This is a genomic window from Nonomuraea sp. NPDC049714 (genome assembly GCF_044465295.1).
Classification (GTDB): domain Bacteria; phylum Actinomycetota; class Actinomycetes; order Streptosporangiales; family Streptosporangiaceae; genus Nonomuraea.
This window is the reverse complement of the sequence record NZ_JBITLM010000023.1, coordinates 18516-35186: the sequence shown is the minus strand read 5'-3', so window position 1 is coordinate 35186 and position 16671 is coordinate 18516. Positions and strand designations below refer to the sequence as shown.

General features: G+C 70.4%; 11 protein-coding genes. 6 read left to right on the top strand and 5 right to left on the bottom strand.

The window, feature by feature from the left end:
* Window positions 1-79 precede the first annotated feature (79 nt).
* Complete coding sequence (locus ACIBQX_RS48430) at window positions 80-589, top strand: prenyltransferase/squalene oxidase repeat-containing protein (protein WP_397017318.1); 510 nt, start codon at window positions 80-82, stop codon at window positions 587-589.
* A 243-nt stretch (window positions 590-832) separates the two neighbouring features.
* Here the strand turns inward: ACIBQX_RS48430 and ACIBQX_RS48425 are convergent, their stop codons facing one another.
* Window positions 833-2284, bottom strand: coding sequence for an alkaline phosphatase PhoX (locus tag ACIBQX_RS48425; protein WP_397017197.1), 1452 nt, complete (start codon window positions 2282-2284; stop codon window positions 833-835).
* A 644-nt stretch (window positions 2285-2928) separates the two neighbouring features.
* Here ACIBQX_RS48425 and ACIBQX_RS48420 point away from each other — a divergent pair.
* Window positions 2929-4029 (top strand): integrase core domain-containing protein, encoded by a 1101-nt coding sequence (locus ACIBQX_RS48420; RefSeq protein WP_397017195.1) that lies wholly within the window; start codon window positions 2929-2931, stop codon window positions 4027-4029.
* Between the two features lie 139 nt (window positions 4030-4168).
* Here ACIBQX_RS48420 and ACIBQX_RS48415 read toward each other — a convergent pair whose 3' ends face one another.
* Window positions 4169-4972, bottom strand: a complete 804-nt coding sequence (locus ACIBQX_RS48415; protein ID WP_397017193.1) for a nuclear transport factor 2 family protein — start codon at window positions 4970-4972, stop codon at window positions 4169-4171.
* 181 nt (window positions 4973-5153) lie between these two features.
* Here ACIBQX_RS48415 and ACIBQX_RS48410 point away from each other — a divergent pair, with 181 nt between their 5' ends.
* From ACIBQX_RS48410 to ACIBQX_RS48395, 4 genes are all read left to right on the top strand, one after another.
* Window positions 5154-7310 carry an ATP-binding protein gene (locus ACIBQX_RS48410; RefSeq protein ID WP_397017191.1) on the top strand — a complete coding sequence of 719 codons (2157 nt, stop codon included), beginning with the start codon at window positions 5154-5156 and terminating at the stop codon, window positions 7308-7310.
* A gap of 136 nt (window positions 7311-7446) precedes the next feature.
* Window positions 7447-8727: a nucleotide disphospho-sugar-binding domain-containing protein gene (locus ACIBQX_RS48405; RefSeq protein ID WP_397017189.1), complete on the top strand. Its 1281-nt coding sequence runs from the start codon at window positions 7447-7449 to the stop codon at window positions 8725-8727.
* 495 nt (window positions 8728-9222) lie between these two features.
* Window positions 9223-9561, top strand: a complete 339-nt coding sequence (locus tag ACIBQX_RS48400) for a hypothetical protein (protein ID WP_397017187.1) — start codon at window positions 9223-9225, stop codon at window positions 9559-9561.
* An 89-nt stretch (window positions 9562-9650) separates the two neighbouring features.
* The gene (locus ACIBQX_RS48395) at window positions 9651-10118 is read left to right on the top strand and encodes an integrase core domain-containing protein (RefSeq protein ID WP_397017185.1); all 468 of its coding nucleotides are present in this window, start codon (window positions 9651-9653) and stop codon (window positions 10116-10118) included.
* Window positions 10119-10165: 47 nt separating this feature from the next.
* Here the strand turns inward: ACIBQX_RS48395 and ACIBQX_RS48390 are convergent, their stop codons facing one another.
* From ACIBQX_RS48390 to ACIBQX_RS48380, 3 genes are all read right to left on the bottom strand, one after another.
* Window positions 10166-10414, bottom strand: a complete 249-nt coding sequence (locus tag ACIBQX_RS48390; RefSeq protein WP_397017183.1) for a hypothetical protein — start codon at window positions 10412-10414, stop codon at window positions 10166-10168.
* 408 nt (window positions 10415-10822) lie between these two features.
* Window positions 10823-14839, bottom strand: a complete 4017-nt coding sequence (locus ACIBQX_RS48385) for a glycoside hydrolase family 2 TIM barrel-domain containing protein (protein ID WP_397017181.1) — start codon at window positions 14837-14839, stop codon at window positions 10823-10825.
* A complete protein-coding gene (locus ACIBQX_RS48380) occupies window positions 14836-16656 on the bottom strand; it encodes a glycoside hydrolase family 2 protein (RefSeq protein WP_397017179.1) in 1821 nt (606 codons plus the stop codon). Before ACIBQX_RS48380 ends, ACIBQX_RS48385 begins: the two co-directional genes overlap by 4 nt.
* Window positions 16657-16671 lie beyond the last annotated feature (15 nt).

Below are 16671 nucleotides of genomic sequence, written 5' to 3'. Positions count from 1 at the left end.
ATGACCGCCAACACCGCCCTGGTGCTCACCCCCTACCGGCACGCCCACGCCGCCCCGCTGCACCGCGCGATCAGACTTCCTGCTCGACACCCAGCAGCCCGACGGCACCTTCGAACGCAGTTGGAGCCTCAGCGAGGCCAACGCCATGTTCCGCGCCATTCATGCGCTCCGCGCCGCCTACCAGCACCACCCCCTGGCCCACCACGGCCGCCTGCAACCCGCCATCACCGCCGCCGAAGGCCGCCTGCTGGCCACCGCCCACACCGACGGCGGCTGGGGACAAACCCCCACCGAGCCCAGCGACCCGATCAGCACCGCCTACACCCTCACCGCCCTGGCACCCGCCCACCAGCACACCGCCACCATCGAGCGCGGCCTGGCCTACCTGCTGCGCCACCAAGACGCCGACGGCGGCTACACCACCTCCATCTCCGACCAAGCCGCACCCCGCCCGCTGCGCTACAGCGTGCCCATCCTGACCAACAACTTCGTGCTGCTGGCCCTGACCTACCTGCATCCCGGCCTGCACCTCAGTAGCCCGCACCGCGGCGGGCGCGGCCCCGCGCGCCAGGATCGTGTTCGGCGGTGATCCCCCGGGGCCCGGTGGTAATCGCGGATACGGCAGAACGGGCAGCCGCCTGGCATCGGCCCTGGCCCGGGGACGGCCGGACGTCGACACCGGACGTTGATATCCGCCCGATTTCGGCAATTACCAGGACTCGAGGCGGTCAACCAGCGCGAAGCCGTCCTGGCAGGTCAGGACCCTGTTCTGGCGGGACCGAACGTGCCAGGACCGAGCTGCTCCGCACCCTCTGCCGGTCGATCGGGCTCGTCAGCCCAAATACTTCTCCCAGGGGCCCGTGATGGCCAGGGTGAGGCCGGGGTCCTGCATGTTGACGAAGAGCACCTTGCCGTCGGCGGTGAAGGTCGGGCCGCAGAACTCCGAGTCGTTGAGCTGGTTGCGAGCGATCGCGTACGTCGGGCCTCCCGGGATCGAGCTGAGCACGTGGGAGGCGCCCGAGCCGTCCTCAGCGAGCACGAGGCTTCCCCACGGGGTGACGGTGACGTTGTCCGGGCCGTCGAAGGTGAGGTCGCTGTACTTGGTCGGGGTGCCTTCCTCCGACGCGGTCTGGTGCGGGAAGTACGTCACCAGCTGGATGGTCTGGGCCCGGTAGTTGTAGAACCAGACCATGCCATCGTGCGAGGCCGCGTCCGCCGGGAGGTCACCCTCGTCCCACGCGTAGGAGTTGACCACGTACACGCCCTCGTCGGTGCCCCACACGCCCTCGAACTTGCGTCCGCGGGTAACCTGGCCGTCGGCGAACTGCTCGCGCACGGTCTTGGTCCGCGCGTCGCGCTCGGGCACCTCGATCCACCGTACAGGGAAGGGGCGGCCCAGCTGGGCGGAGGTCAGGTAGGCGACGTCCGGCAGCACCGAGCCGTCATCCATGATGATCTGCATCGCGGCGAGGACGCCGGCGTCCGGAGCGAGGCGGGTGAGCACCCCGGGGCCGAGCTTGACGCCGCTGGGCGCGGTCCAGCGGTAGAAGAGGCCGTTGGGCCCGTCGGCGTCCTCGGAGAGGTAGATCTTGGTGCGGTCCTTGTCGATCGCCAGGGCCTCGTGGGCGTAGCGGCCCAGGCACTTGATCGGCCTCGGGTCCGCCTTGCCGTCGGCCGAGACCTCGAAGACGTAACCGTGGTCCTTCTGGAAGACGCCGGACTTGCCGTTCTCCTTCCAGGAATCCCCGGCCCGCTCCTCGGCCTCCTCGCAGGTCAGCCACGTCCCCCACGGGGTGGGCCCGCCCGCGCAGTTGGCGATGGTGCCGGAGAGGGCGACGAACTCGCCGTGGTTGCGGCCCGCGCGGTCAGTCCTGATTACGGTGCAGCCACCGGCGTCGACGGCGCCGGGGTCGTAGACAGTGCCCTTGACGTGCGGTACGCCGAACTCGGCACCCGGGTCGATCTCGTGGTTCTGGATCAGGGTGTAACGGTCGCGGCCGGCGTCGTAGACGGCCATGCCGTCGTGGTCGGACGGGGTCGTTCCCTGGCCGCCGTCGAGCCGAGTGACGCCGGTCTTGGTGACCACGGAGTATTTGAAGCCCTTGGGCAGGGCCAGGATGCCGTCGGGGTCGTCCACGAGCGGCGGGAAGGGCAGGTGGCCGCTCCCGGCCGACGGGCGGGGCCGGTCCGGGTGGGACTGGGCCAGGGACGGGAGGCTACCGGCGACGGCAAGACCTACGCCGACGGCACCGCCGGTGAGGAGGGTACGACGAGAATGAGACACCTGGGCTAACTCCTGTTCAAAACAACCATGACGACTTGGTCAACCAACTCCTGCGGACCGACGTGAACACTTCATCCATGTGATGGAACGGCGACATCGAGGCAAAGAATTAGGGCTGATCATGCCCCTGTCCAGGTGTTCGGGGCGATTAGGTGGATACCGCACGCGCGGCCGAGGGCTTCCCCGGCGGTTCCGGCCGGAGGCCGCCAGACGGGAGCGGGTGACGCCGTGCCCCGGTTCCAGGAGTCGGTTCACGACGGAGCGGCCTATGACACCGGTGGTGAAGCGGACACGGCCGATGCCGCGTACACCCGTCGTCCGCGGGCGGGGTGAGCGCTCGCGCGCGGTCATCCGGCCGTTGAGGTGCGCGGTCGGCGCGGTCGGCCATGGTTAAGCGGCGGCCGCCGGACGAGGGGGCCCGGTAGTAATCGCGGAAAATCCAACGGATATCGCTGACCAGCGTCGACGTGGGGCACCCGGCCAAGGTCAGTGGCATCCTCGGCTCCCGGCCCGCCGCATCTACCAACCGGCACTGCGCCTGCCGATAACCCCATCCGCCCAGGTCGTGGCCTTATAGGGCTTCCCCTAGGCTGTGCGAGCTCAAGTCATCGGAAGGGGAACGCGTGCGGCAGGGATGATCAGCCGTGCTCCTTCGCCTGGCCTACCTGACCGTCACGAACGCTTTTGCCGCGCTTCGGCTGCTGCCGATGGGCGATCGGGACAAGGATGTCGAGACACTTGCCCTGCGTCATCAGATCACCGTGCTGAAGCGGCAGCTCGGCGCTGATACCAGGGTGAGATTCACTCCAGAGGATCGAGCCTTTCTCGCCGCATTGCTGACCTCGCTGCCCCGCGAGGTACTGCGCCGGCTGCGGCTTCTCGTCCGCCCGGATACCGTCCTACGGTGGCACCGCGATCTGTTGAAGCGGCGTCATGCCCGTGCCTGCCGGCCGAAGCGGCCTGGGCGCCCGCCCACGGTCCGCTCCATCCGCGTTCTCATCCTGCGCCTGGTCCGGGAGAACCCTGGCTGGGGCTATCGGCGGGTGCACGGTGAACTCGGCACACTCGGCATCAAGGTCGCACCGTCCACGGTCTGGGAGATCCTCAAACAGGAAGGTCTTGATCCGGCGCCCGAGCGGGCGTCCACCACGTGGGCCGACTTCCTGCGCTCGCAAGCCGACGCCCTGCTGGCTTGCGATTTCCTCGAGACCGTCACGTTGAGCGGCCAGCGCCAGTACATCCTGGCTGTCATCGAGCACGCCACCAGGCGCGTCCGCGTGCTAGGCGCCACCGCTCACCCGAGCGCGAACTGGGTGATCCAGGCGATGAAGAATCTCATGATGGATCTGGAAGACGCCGGCTGCCAGGCGCGCTACCTGATCCGAGACAGGGATGGGAAGTTCCCCGCCCTCGTGGACGAGATCCTCACCGACGCAGGCATCCAGAGCATACTCACCGGCATCCGGATACCCCGCATGAACTCCATCATGGAACGCTGGGTGCAGTCCTGCCGCCACGAACTCCTCGACCGCTGCCTGATCTGGAACGAACGCCACCTGCGGCACGCCCTACGCGAGTACGAACACTTCTACAACCAGCACCGAGCCCACCAAGCCCTGAACCAAGCCGCCCCACTGCGCACCGTCCCGGACCCGATCACGGACCCCGAACGAATCACCGACCTGAACATACGCCGACGAGACCGGCTCGGCGGAGTCCTCCACGAGTACTCACACGCCGCTTGACCTGCATGGATGGAATTCTCGGCAGGCGCACAGTTCTTCGCGGCACCCCCTGCACCCCTACGTCGCCATGACCATTAGGGACCGTCGCGAAATGTCGCTTCAGCCGGTACACGGACTGCGCCCGAGTCCTTCGACTTCCCTACGCCACCGCCGCGGCCAGGTGGGTCAACGACCCGTCGAGCTCGTCGGCGGAGACGACCGGCAGGCGAGGCACCTCTGCCGGGTGGGTGACCGCCGTCCAGTCGTAGGTCTGGGTCACCTCGGTGTGGCCGTCGTCGGTCGGGGTGAGCTTCCAGGTGAAGCGGTGACCGGTCGGGCGCTGACCCGGTTGGCCGGGCGCCCAGGCGATGACCCGGTTCTCGGTGAAGGCCACGACGTGGTTCTCGATCCGGTAGTCGCCCATCTCGTCGTTGTGCATGGCCATGACGAAGGTGTCGCCGACGGCGTCGACCGGGTGGGAGGTTTCGGCGTGCCGCAGGAGGCCGGTGACGTCGAATTCGGGGTGGCGGCGGGGGTCGCGGAGCGCCGCGAAGATCCGTTCGGCCGGGGCGTCCAGCACCCGGGAGACGGTGGTGTGGGTTGGGCCGACCATGGTGACCGGGTCGGGGTAGAACCGGGCCCATGCGATCCGTCCGTCGCGGGTGGTGAGCACCACCGGGCCGCGCAGCACGACCGTCGCCCCGGCCGGGGCGGTGCCCCGGTACTCCCACTCCGACCACAGCTCGTCGCCGTTCTGGGCGTGGCGCAGGATCTCGGCCTGCAGGTCGGGGAGGCTGGCCAAGATCTTCATCCAGTTCGCGGCGACCTGGTGGGAACCGATGAACCCCTCGGCCGGTCGCAGCGGTCGTTCGGCGACGTAGTCGTCGGTGAAGCAGCCGGCGATCCGCTCCGGGACGTGGGAGTTGATCGCCTCGCGCAGTGCGTGGAGGGCTTGGGGGAGCATGCCGTCGATCTCCTAGCTATCTGGTTCGTTCTGTCACCGTCGAGCATGAACATCGGGGGTACTGCCCGGCAACCGGACACCGCCCGGACACCGCCCGGACACCGCCTCTGCCCTGGTGGGCATAATCGAGCTTGTGAACGACTCGTTGGGACCAGCGCGGAGGACGAGCAGCTTCGCGGCCATGCTGCGTGAACTACGGGAGGCCAGGTCGCTGACCCAGCAGGAGCTGGCCGCCGCCGCCGGACTGTCCGTCGACGCGGTCAGCGCGTTGGAACGCGGGCGGCGGACCCAGCCCCAGCCGCACACCGTGCGATCGCTGGCCTCGGCGCTGCAGCTCCGCGACGCCGACCGCATGGCGCTGCTGTCCACCCTGGGCCGGGCCGGGGACGGGGCCCTCGAAATGCCGCCCCGCACGTTGACGACCCGCCCGCCGTCGCCTCCGGCCGTCCCGGTGGTCGGGCGGGACGATGAGGTCGCCGAGATCGTGGCTGCCCTGCGGGCCACGCCGGGCCGGCTGGTGACGCTCACCGGCCCGGGCGGGGTGGGCAAGACCACCGTCGCGCTGGTGGCTGCGGATGTGGTGGCCGCCGATCACCCGGGCGGCGTGTACTTCGCCGACCTTACCGACGTCACCGACCCCGACGACGCCGTCGCCGTCGTGGCCCGCGCCGCGGGATCCCACGCCGACACGGTGACCGACCTCGCCGCGCACCTCGCCGGGACGTCGGCCCTGCTCGTGCTCGACAACCTGGAGCGCGTGACGGCCTGCGGCCCGCAGCTGGTCGAGTTGCTGGCGGCAGCCCCCGACGCGGTGGTCCTGGCCACCAGCCGCGTCCCGCTGCGGGTGCGCCGGGAACGTGAGGTGCGCATCGCCCCGCTCGGCCCGGCTGCGGCCGTGCGGCTCTTCGGCGAGCGGCTGGCCGCCGCCGGCGCGCCACCGCCCGCCGGGAGTGGGGACGACGGTGCCGTCGCGCAGCTGTGCCGGCGGGCCGACGGGCTGCCACTGGCCATCGAGCTCCTGGCCGCCGCGGCCGCCCGACTCGGGCCACGGGAACTGCTCAAGCGGGTCGATCAGCTGACGGATCTGCCCGTGGCCGGCCCGCGGGACCTGCCGGCGCGGCAACGCACCATGGCGGCAACCATCGAGTGGAGCTGCCGGATGCTCGGCCCCGCGGCCCGGCGACTGCTCCCCCGACTCGCCATGGTCCCGGGCAGCTTCTCCCTCGACACCGTCGACGCGATCGCTGCGCAGGACGCGGCCGGTGCGGTGGGTGCGCTCGCCGAGCTGATCGAGCACTCACTGGTCACCCGCGGCGACGACGCAGGGCTGGTCGCGCGGTTCCGGCTGCTGGAACCGGTCCGCCGGTACGCGCTCGAGACGCTCGAACCGACTGACCGGGAACAGGTCCGTCGGGGCGTGGCCCAATGGGCCTTGCGGGCGGCGCGCGAACATGGTGCGCGGATCCGGGGCCGCGGCGACATGACGGCGGTCGAGCAGGTCGAGGTCGATCGCCACGTGCTGCGGCTCGGCTTCGACCAACTCGTCGACGCCCGCCGGCACGACGACGCCGCCGAGCTGCTGTGGTCGGTGTGGCTGCCGCTGTGGATGACCGGGCACACCCACGAAGGCCTCGCCTGGACCGACCGCCTGCACGAGGACGACCTGAGCGAGCGGGGCCGGGCCCGCTGGTTGGTGGCGCGCGCCGGGTTCAACCGCGTCGCCGCGGACCTGTTCGCCACCGCGGAGCGGGCAATGCGGCTGGCCGAGCGGATCGACGACGTCTCGCTGGCCACGGAGGCGGCGATCTTCGCGTCGGCGGCGGCGCTGCGCCTGGAGGACTTCGATGGTTCGGGGGCTCTGCTGGCCAGGGCAGAGGCCCACATGAAGGAGCGCCTCGACGTTGAACGCGACGTGTGGGCGGCCGTGCACGTGCCCATCGGCCGTGGGGACGGCGCGCTGCTGCGCGGTGATCGGTCCGCGGCGGCGCGGCACTGGCGGGCGGCCGCAGCCACGGCGCAGGAGCTGGGCAGCGGATTCTCGGTGGCCGCAGTCCTTGCGGAGTGCGCGCAGGCCGCCCGCGGCGAAGGACGCCTGGACGACGCGGCCGTGATGCTCGCCGTCGCTGGCGGGCTGGCCCCCCAGCGGGACGGGCACCGGCCGCGGGCACACCTGGCGGGCGTGGCCGCGGCCGTGGCGGCCGACCTCGGTGATGTGGCGTCGGCACAGTGGTGGGAGGGCGTGGCGGAGTCGGACGCAGCCCCGTTGGACACCGATGAGCTCGGTGAGCGGTTCTGGGAGCTTGTCCGGCGTGCCGACACCGTCTCTGGACGGGACTGAGTTCGGCCGTCCGCCCGTACCGGCGGTGTCCGGTCGGTGTCCGGTGGTCTTCAGCGAGCGGGGGTGGCGAGAATCGGGTTCATCGGGTCGGCCGCCTCCGCGGGCCGACCTCCGTCGACCCCGAGGAAGCCCTCCCATGACAGCCGCACCCATCGTGCTCGCCGCGACCCCGCTCACCGGTCACATCCGGCCGGTCCTGAACCTCGCCCGCCACTTCGTCGCCGCCGGACGGCGGGTCACAGTCGTCAGCGGCAGTCGGTTCGCGTCGCAGGCCGAAGCGGCGGGAGCGGCGTTCGTCCCGCTGGCCGGACCGGCCGACTTCGACGACCGCCGCCTCGGTGAGCTACAGCCGTGGCTGCACAAGCTGGCGCCGGGCCCGGCGTTCCTGCAGGCCATGTTCGGCTGGTTCACCGATATGGCGCCGGCGCAGAACGCCGTGCTGCAGGAGGTATTGGCGGAGCAGCCGGACGCCGCCGTCGTCCACGAGGCCGCCTTCTACGGGACGTGGCCGCAGCTGCTGGGCGCGCCCGGGATCCGGCCGCGGCGCACCGTCGGCCTCGGGGTGTTCCCCCTGACTCTCAGCGGGGCCGAGCTGACCATGATGGGGCCTCCTCCCCCGAGCGCCGGGCTCGACGTGCGGGGAGCGGCTGCGGCGTTCAACGCCGAACTCGCCGCGCAGCTCGCCGGCGCCACCGCGCACGCCCAGCAGGTCATGGCAGGGCTGGGCGCGACGGACACGCTGCCGGTGATCAGCGACGCGCAGGTCCTGCTGCCCGACGTGTTCGCTCAGCTCACCGTGCCGTCCTTCGAGTACCCCCGGGTCGATGCGCCGCCGACGCTGCGGCTGGTCGGGGCCCTGCCGCCCGAACCGCCCACCGCATGGGAGCCGCCCTCGTGGTGGCCCGAGCTGTCGCAGCGCCGGGTCGTCGCGCTCACCCAAGGTACGGTGGCCAACCACGACCTGACCGATCTTGTCCAACCCACGCTCGACGCGCTGGCCGACGAGGACGTGCTCGTCGTGGCCGGGCTCGGCGGCCGCGAGCTCGCCCCCGGCGACCTACGCGTGCCGTCGAACGCACGCGTCGAGTCGTTCATCCCGTTCGACGCGCTCTTCCCGCTGGTCGACGTCGTGGTCACCAACGGCGGGTACGGCGGCGTGCAGCTCGCCCTGCACCACGGCGTGCCGCTCGTCGTAGCGGGCGGCAGCGAGGACAAGCCCGCGGTGGCCGCCCGGGTCGCGGACTTCGGCGTCGGCGTCGACCTGCGCACCGGCCGACCGGAGACCGCCGCGGTCGGGCAGGCCGTCCGACGGGTACTGGACGAGCCGACGTTCCGACGCCGGGCGCGGGACCTGAGCGCGGACTACCGGGCCGCCGACCCGGTGCGCGCCGTCCTCGACATCATCGACGGCGCGTGACATCTCCGTTCACGACCGTCTGCCGTGGCTCGTCCGGCCTCGTCGACGGTGACCCACACCCCGCCCGTCACGGTCCCGGCGGTGTGGGCGCGGGCGAGCACTGCGTACCCGAGCTCTGGCTTCGGAGCGCCCCTGGCTCTCCAAAGTCCTTGACCGCTCCCCGGCCGCGCCGAGCCACGTTGCTTGGATGATGACCAGAACCGGTGCACCGCCTTCCTGTCAGTTACTTGGAATCAGACCTCTCGGACGCTCAGCTTCGGTACGGTCTCGCCGGTAACTGAGGAGACCCGTTGGGAACCGTTGTCCCTGAGGAGAAATGTGCGCCTGCCGATAATTACATCCACCCAGGTCATGACTCTGCGAGGGCTCCGCGTGGCCTACGCGAGTTCCGGTCACCCCGGAGACGGAAGCGCGTACGGCAGGATGATCCGCTGTGCTCCTTCGCCTGGCCTACCTCACCGTCACGACACCTTCGCCGCGCTGCGGTTGCTGCCCATGAGTGATCGGGACAAGGACGTGGAGATTCTCATCCTGCGTCACCAGATCACCGTCCTTGAACGTCAACTCGACGCCGACACCAAAGTCAGATTCGCGCCCGAGGACCGGGCCCTGCTCGCCGCTCTGCTGACCTCGCTGCCCCGCGAGGTTCTGCGCCGGCTACGGCTTCTCGTCCGGCCGGACACCGTCCTACGGTGGCACCGCGATCTGATGAAACGGCGTCATGCCCGCATCTGCCGGCAGAAGCGACGTGGGCGCCCGCCCACGGTCCGCTCCATCCGCGCCCTCATCCTGCGCCTGGTCCGGGAGAACCCTGCTCGCAAGCCGACGCCCTAATGGCCTGTGATTTCATCGAGACCGTCACTCTCAGCGGGCAACGCCAGTACATCCTTGCGGTCATCGAGCATGCCACCAGGCGTGTCCGTGTGCTCGGCACCACTTCTCACCCGAGCGCGAGCTGGGTCATCCAGGCGATCAGGAATCTGGTGATGGATCTGGAGGATGCGGGCTGTCGGGCGCGCTTTCTGATCCGAGATCGGGATGGCAAGTTCCCGGCCCTCATGGACGAGGTTCTCGCCGAGGCCGGCATCAAGACGGTGCTCACCGGTGTCCGGATGCCGCGGATGTACTCGATCATGGAGCGGTGGGTGCAGTCGTGCCGACGAGAGCTCCTCGACCGCTGCCTCGTATGGAACGAACACCACCTGCGGCACGCCCTGCGCGAGTACGAACACTTCTACAACCGGCACCGGGCCCATCAAGCCCTGGACCAAGCAGCGCCGCTGCGTCCCGCCCCAGACCCGATCATCGACCCCGGGCGAATCACCGATCTGAACGTACGCCGACGAGACCGGCTCGGCGGCGTCCTCCACGAATACTTACATGCCGCTTGACCTGCATGGATGGAATTATCGGCAGGCGCAGTGCTCCTTCGCCTGCCCTACCTCACCGTCACGAACGCGTTCGTCGCGCTGCGGTTGCTGCCCATGGGGTTCGGGATAAGGACGTGGAGATACTCGCCCTGCGCCACCAGATCACCGTCCTTGAACGCCAACTCGGCGTCGACACCAGAGTGAGCTCTGCCCCCAAGGACTGGGCCTTTCTCGCCGTTCTCCTGACCGCGCTGCCCCGCGAGATCTTGCGTCGACTGCAGCTTCTCATCCGGCCGGATACCGTCCTGCGCCGGCATCGCGAGTTGGTGAAGAGGCGTCCTGTTCTACAACCGGCATCGAGCCCATCAAGCCCTGGCTCAAGCCGCCCCGCTGCGTACTGTCCCGGACCCGATCACGGATCCGACGCGAATCACCGACCTGAACATACGCCGATGAGACCGGCTTGGCGGCGTCCTTCACGAGTACTCACATGCTGCTTGACCTGCATGGATGGAATTTTCTGCAGGCGCAAGTTCGTAGCGGCTGACGATGCCCAGTAGCGTGTGCAGCGCCTCGTGCAGCGCCATAGTCTGACGGCCGCGTGCAAGGGCAGCGGCCGGATGGTCGAGGAGGCCCGCAACCTCCTGCGAACGATCGCGAGGTGATCGCCGTACCGAGCCGCACCGGGAGCGGCCCGGTGACGGTCATGGTCGCCGGCCCCTTTCTCAGCCGGGGTCGCTGCGGCCTTCGAGGCGGCCGATCGCTTGGGGGCCGGCGTTGCCGCGCAGGCCCACGGCGTAGTGCCAGCCATCCAGCGCGCCGGGCCTGGTGAAGTCGATGCGGCCCTGTGTCGTGCCCGTCATGATCTGGGACCAGCCCCAGCCATCCCCGCGGTCGACCCAGGTGCTGATCGAGTTGCCGTCGAGGACGAATGCCCAGCGGTCGCCGGGCTCCAGCACCCCCGTGGCGCCGGAGGCGGCGGTGAGCCTGCCGTCGATCCTGATGTCGATGCCGTGCTGGCCCTTGATCCCGGTCCAAGCCGTGACGTAGTTGCGCTCGTCCTTGACCAGGCCGTTGAAGAGAGCGTCCTGCCCCTTCCCGGTGCCGGCCCACCGGTCATGGTCGACGATCACGACAGCCCGGGAGCTCTTCGGCCCGGAGCCGTGGGAGACCAGGCCGTAGTAGGCGCCCGGTCCCTGCGCCCGCAGCGTTCCCGTGCCGAAGGTCAGCTGCGGCGACGCCTCGGTCGCCGACGGCTTGTGGACCGTGTAGGCGGCGCTGGAATCGGTGTCGAAGGTGTCGTCCACGCCGACCTCGGGGTAGGCCTCGGGGGCGAAGGTCACCGTCGTTCTGCTGATCGCTTGGATCGCGTGCCCGTCCCAGCTCGCGGTGGCGGTGAAGTCCGCGGTCCGGCCGGTCAGCACGGTCGATCCCGCCCGTACGGTGAACGCGACGTGACGGGCCTCGCCGGGCTTCAGTGAGCTGATCACGTCCGGCTCGGCGGCGGTCGCGGTCCAGCCCTTGGGGGCCGATAGCCGCACGCGAACATTGCGCGCCGTCCTGGCGGTGTCGTTGACGACGGAGACGATCGCCGTCCCGGCGCCGGTCGCGGTGGAGATCGCGGCCGGCGCCTGGTACACCGAGAGCCGGGAGTCGACCGCCCGGAAGCGGGGACGCTCCTCGGGCACGGAGACCCGGCCGCTGACCAGCGTGGGCGGTGCACCGTGGCGGCCCGAGCGGACGCCGAAGACGGACAGCCCGCCGCCGTTGGAGGCGAAGCGCAGCGTGACGGTGTCCCCGTCGCCGAGTTGGCGTGCGGTGATCGGGACGGCGATTCGATAGCCATAGCGGTTGCCGAAGTCGGCCACGAGGGAACCCCGTGATCGACCGGCCAGCGCCGTCGGACCGTGGGGATCGTCGGGCAGCTCGATCACCGGCAGCGCGGTGCCGTTGACCGACACGGTGAGGCGGGCGGGGTAGCGGCGCGCGGTGGTCACGTTGTTGGGGTCGTACCAGCCGCGGGGCTGGGCGGCCGCGACCTCCGCGATCAGGGTGGCTCCGCGCGGCCGGCCCGTGCGGACCTTCTCGGGCAACTGGACCTCGTACTCGAAGTGGCCGCGGCCGTAACCGGTTACCCAGTCGGACCCACCGGTGGTCCTGGCCTGAGCTCCGCCGGTCCATTCCTGCGCGGTCACCGCGCCGGGGGAGAAACCGCCGTCGGGGGCGGGGGCGTCGAAGGTCAGGTAGTTCTCGGCGACGGTCCGGCCGCCGGTGTCGAGCCAGATCCACACGTACCCGTTGCGCAACTTGGCCGGCGCGGTGACCGACACGGTGCCGGCGTCGGTCACGGTGTAGCGTTCCGGGGCGAACGGCCGCGAACCGCCGCCGTCCGCGTTGGCGACCCAGCGGCCTTTGTCGTCGTATCCGCCGATCTTCCACCGGAGCGTGGCCCGGGACAGGTCGGTGTCGCCGAAGTGGCTGACCTTGACCGGCACCTCGATCGCGTCGCCGCGTTCGACGGTCCGGGCCGACGTGCCCATCAGCGAGATCGCGTCGTCACCCTGGAACAGGTCGATGCCGCGCGGCCTGCCGTGATGGTCCACGAACTCCGGCCAGTTCGGCTGCCGGTCGAACGTGACCGGGCTCTGCACCTCCTGCTCGGTCTCGGCGAGCTGGACGCCGACGTACCCGTTGAGCTTGGGATAGGCGCGGAACAGGCCGAACGTGTGCGGTGCCTGCCCGGACCTGATGGCGAACTCGGAGTTCAGCCACGGCTGCCCGCTCTGGGCACCGTCGTTGAAGTTCCAGGTGGAACCCGGCTTGACCTGGACGTCGAACCCGTCCAGCAGCTTCTTCCACTCGTCGTAGCCGGCCAGGTAGTAGTGGAAGTCGTTGAGGTCGGTGTCGAGGTGGCCGTTCTGGCAGCAGGCGGAGTTGTCCACGATCAGCCGCGACGGGTCGGTGTCGCGGGTGACCTCGACCATCCTGCGGACGTACGGGAACGCCTCCGCCGGGATCGGCTGCTGCCACGGCTCCTTGCCGAGCCCCCACGCCTCGTTGAAGATCGTCCAGATCACGATCGACGGATGGTTGTGGTCCCGCTTGAGCGTGGCGCGCAGCAGCCCCTCGAACAGCCGCTCCGCCTCCGCGCCCAGGGAGTGCCAGCCCGCGTTGGGCATGTCGTACCAGATCATGAGCCCGAGCCGGTCCGCCCAATGGTAGTAGGCGGGCTCGTTGACCTTGAGGTGGTTCCTGACCACGTTGAAGCCGAGCTTCTTGGCGTTCTTCAGGTCGAGCAGGATCGAGCCGCGGCCCGGCTCGTTCTCGGTCCCGGTACGCAGGTCGGGGCCGGCGGTGACTCCGGTGTAGGTGTACAGGCCCCACGGGTTGTAGCCCTGGTCGAGCACGCCCCTCAGGTAGACCGGCCGGTTGTTGAGGTACACGTACTGGTACTCGTTCTGGTGGCCGGGGGCCCATTTCCGCTCGATCGTCCGCAGACCGAACGTCGTCCGGACGCCGTCGTCGTTCCCGAGACGGAAGTCGGCGGTGTACAGGGCCGGATCGTCCGGCTCCCACAGGCGCGGCCGCGCGATCGGGATCCGCGCCGTCCCGCGCCCGTCCTTGAGCGGTACGTCCGCGCTGCCGACCACCTTGCCATCGGGGCCCCTCACCTGCACGGTGGCGCGCTGCCCGCCATCGGCCGCGACGTCGATCCGCGCGGCCGCCACGGACGGCGTGCGCGCGTCCCCTTCGAAGGTCAGCTCGGGTGTCACCCGCGTGTCGGTGAGCCGCGCCCCCGCGTAGGGCTCGATCCACACCGATTGCCAGATCCCGCCGACGTCGCTGAACCAGCCGGTGTCCGCCCCGTTGGGCTCGCCCGTCTGCTTGCCCATCGGGTACGGCGACTCGGGCGTCGTCGGCGGGGCCACCACCCGGATCGTCACCGTGTGCGTCGAACCGGGAGCCAGCGCGCCCAGCCCGGCGCTGATCTCGGTGAACCCGTTCCCGGTGTACGGCAGCACCGGCTCACCGTCGAGCCAGACCGCCGCGCCCCAGTCGGCGGCCCCGACGCGCAGCCGTACCTGCTGCTTGGGGAAGTCCCTGGGCACGGTGAACGACCGCTGGTACCAGACCGTCCCCCGGTAACCGGCGAATGCGCTGCGGAAGATCTCCTTGGTCGCCAGCTCCTCCTCGCCCCACGCGGCCAGCGACTGGTACGCGAACGGCACCCGGATCGCCTTGCCGAACGCGTGCCCAGGGGCGTACCAGCGTTCGCGCTCCCCGACATTCCCGGGATCGAAGTCGAACGACCAGGACCCGTTCAGCGACAGCCACGTGTCGCCGGTGAACGGGCGCCGGTCGGCGTCCGGGCGCGGGTACTCCTGTCGCGCCGGATCGGTGTCCCTGGCCAGTTCGAGGGTGACCGAACCGGCCGCGGTCGTGGACGCGAACGCGTACCCCTCCTTGCCGGCCACCACGAGCGCGCTGCTCTCCGGCACGCCGGCCAGCACGAATGTGCCGTTCTCGGCGGTCGTGGCGAACACGTCGCTCCGCGAGGCGTGCACGCCGGCCCCCTCGATCGGCGCGCCGCTGCCGGCGTCCACGACCCGGCCGCTGACCTCGATCGTGCGCCCCTCCGCAGGGGTCGCGGGCGGCGGCGGCACCGCGAGGGCGGGCGCCGTCGCCGCCAGCAGCGCCCCCGCGGTGAGCACCGCGACGGCGAAGGTCCGTCGTAACGTCATCGCCCATGCTCCGATCGGGCCCGCTCGATCGCCGCCGGTCGCAGTTGCGCCGCGCGGATCCGGGCGACGTCCAGCTTGCTCGACCGGTCGAAACGGTAGACGCCGTTCTGCTCCTGATAGACGTCGGTGAGCTGCGTGTAGCAGTAGCCGAACATCCGGGGATCGTCCAGCAGCGCTCCGGCCAGCCCGGCGAAGCGCCGCTGCAACTCCTCCTCACTGGCGGGCCGCTCGCCGTAACCCCAGGACTGCTCCTCGGGAGGCGCGTCCGGGTTCCACCAGATGCCCCCGAACTCGCTGCAGAAGTACGGCTGCCCCTGGTACGGCACCGACCACGCGGTCCCGTCGGGGCCGGCGTTGACGTACGGCTTCCCGTCCGCCAGCCCGGCCATCAGCTTGCCGAACACCTCGGGATCCTGCTCGTAGCAGTGCGAGTCGTACACGTCGGCCCCCGGCACTCGGTGGGCGTACCCGGACGCGTCGATCACCGGCCGGGTCGGATCCGCCGCCTTCGTGGCCAGGTACATGCCCCACGTGACGTCGTCGAGCACGGTGATCCGGTCGTGCAGCTTCTGGAAGGTCTCGTTGAGCGGGCACCAGCCGACGATGGACGGATGGGAGTAGTCGCGCTCGACCGCCTCCAGCCACTGCGTCACAAAGGAGGCGGTCGGCCGCTGGTTGTCCCATGACGAGCTGCCGCCGGTGTTGGCGCCCCAGTCCCCGAACTCGCCCCACACCAGGAACCCCATCCGGTCCGCGTGGTACAGGTACCGCTCCTCGAACACCTTCTGGTGCAACCGGGCGCCGTTGAAACCGGCGGCCACGGCCAGCTCGATGTCGTGGCGCAGGGCCTCGTCCGAGGGCGCGGTCATCAGGCCGCCGGGGTAGTAGCCCTGGTCGAGCACGAGCCGCTGGAAGCGCACCTCGCCGTTGAGCAGCACGGCATGGCCGTCGATGGAGACCGAGCGCAGCCCGGCGTAGCTGGCGGCGGTGTCGATCACGGTGCCGTCGCCGTCGAGCAGGTCGATGCGGACGTCGTACAGGTGGGGGTCCTCGGGGGACCAGAGCCGGACGCGGTCCTGCGGCAGCGGCAGCCACACCTCGGGGGCGAGGTCGAGGTCGGCGCGCGCCCGCGCCCGCGCGACCTCTCCGTCCTGGTCCGACACTGTCACCTGTACCTGGTGCCCGGCGCGGGCGGCCGACACCGGCACGGTGATCCGGAACGCGGACGCGGCGACGTTGGGCGTGATCCGCGGCCGGCCGAGGTGCTGGGCGGGCACGGGCTCGCACCACACCGTCTGCCAGATGCCGGTGGTGCGCCCGTAGTGCGCGCCGTGCCCCTCGTACGTGGTCGCCTGCTTGCCCCGCGCCTGCGAACCACTCCGCGGGTCGCGGGCCCGTACGACCACCGTGTACGTGTGCCCCGGATCGGCCGAACCGGTCAAGCCGCAACTGAACGGTGTGAACCCGCCACGGTGCCGCCCGGCCTCCACGCCGTCCACCCACACGGTGGCGTCGTGGTCCACCGCCTGGAAGTGCAGCAGCACCCGCCGCCCGGCCCAGCTCTGTGGCACCCGCACGGTACGGCGGTACCAGACGGCCTCGTGGAAGTCCGGGTCGCCGATGCCGGACAGCGGCGCCTCCGGACAGAACGGCACGACGATCTCGCCGCTCAGCTCCTGGTCGAGCAGCCCTCGCTCCAGCCCGGAGTCGCCGGCGTCACGCTCGAACTGCCACGTCCCGTTCAGGCACTGCCATTCGTCGCGGACGAACTGCGGCCGCGGATACTCGGGACGGGGGATCATGGAATTGTCAGGCACAATGCTCACCTTCGA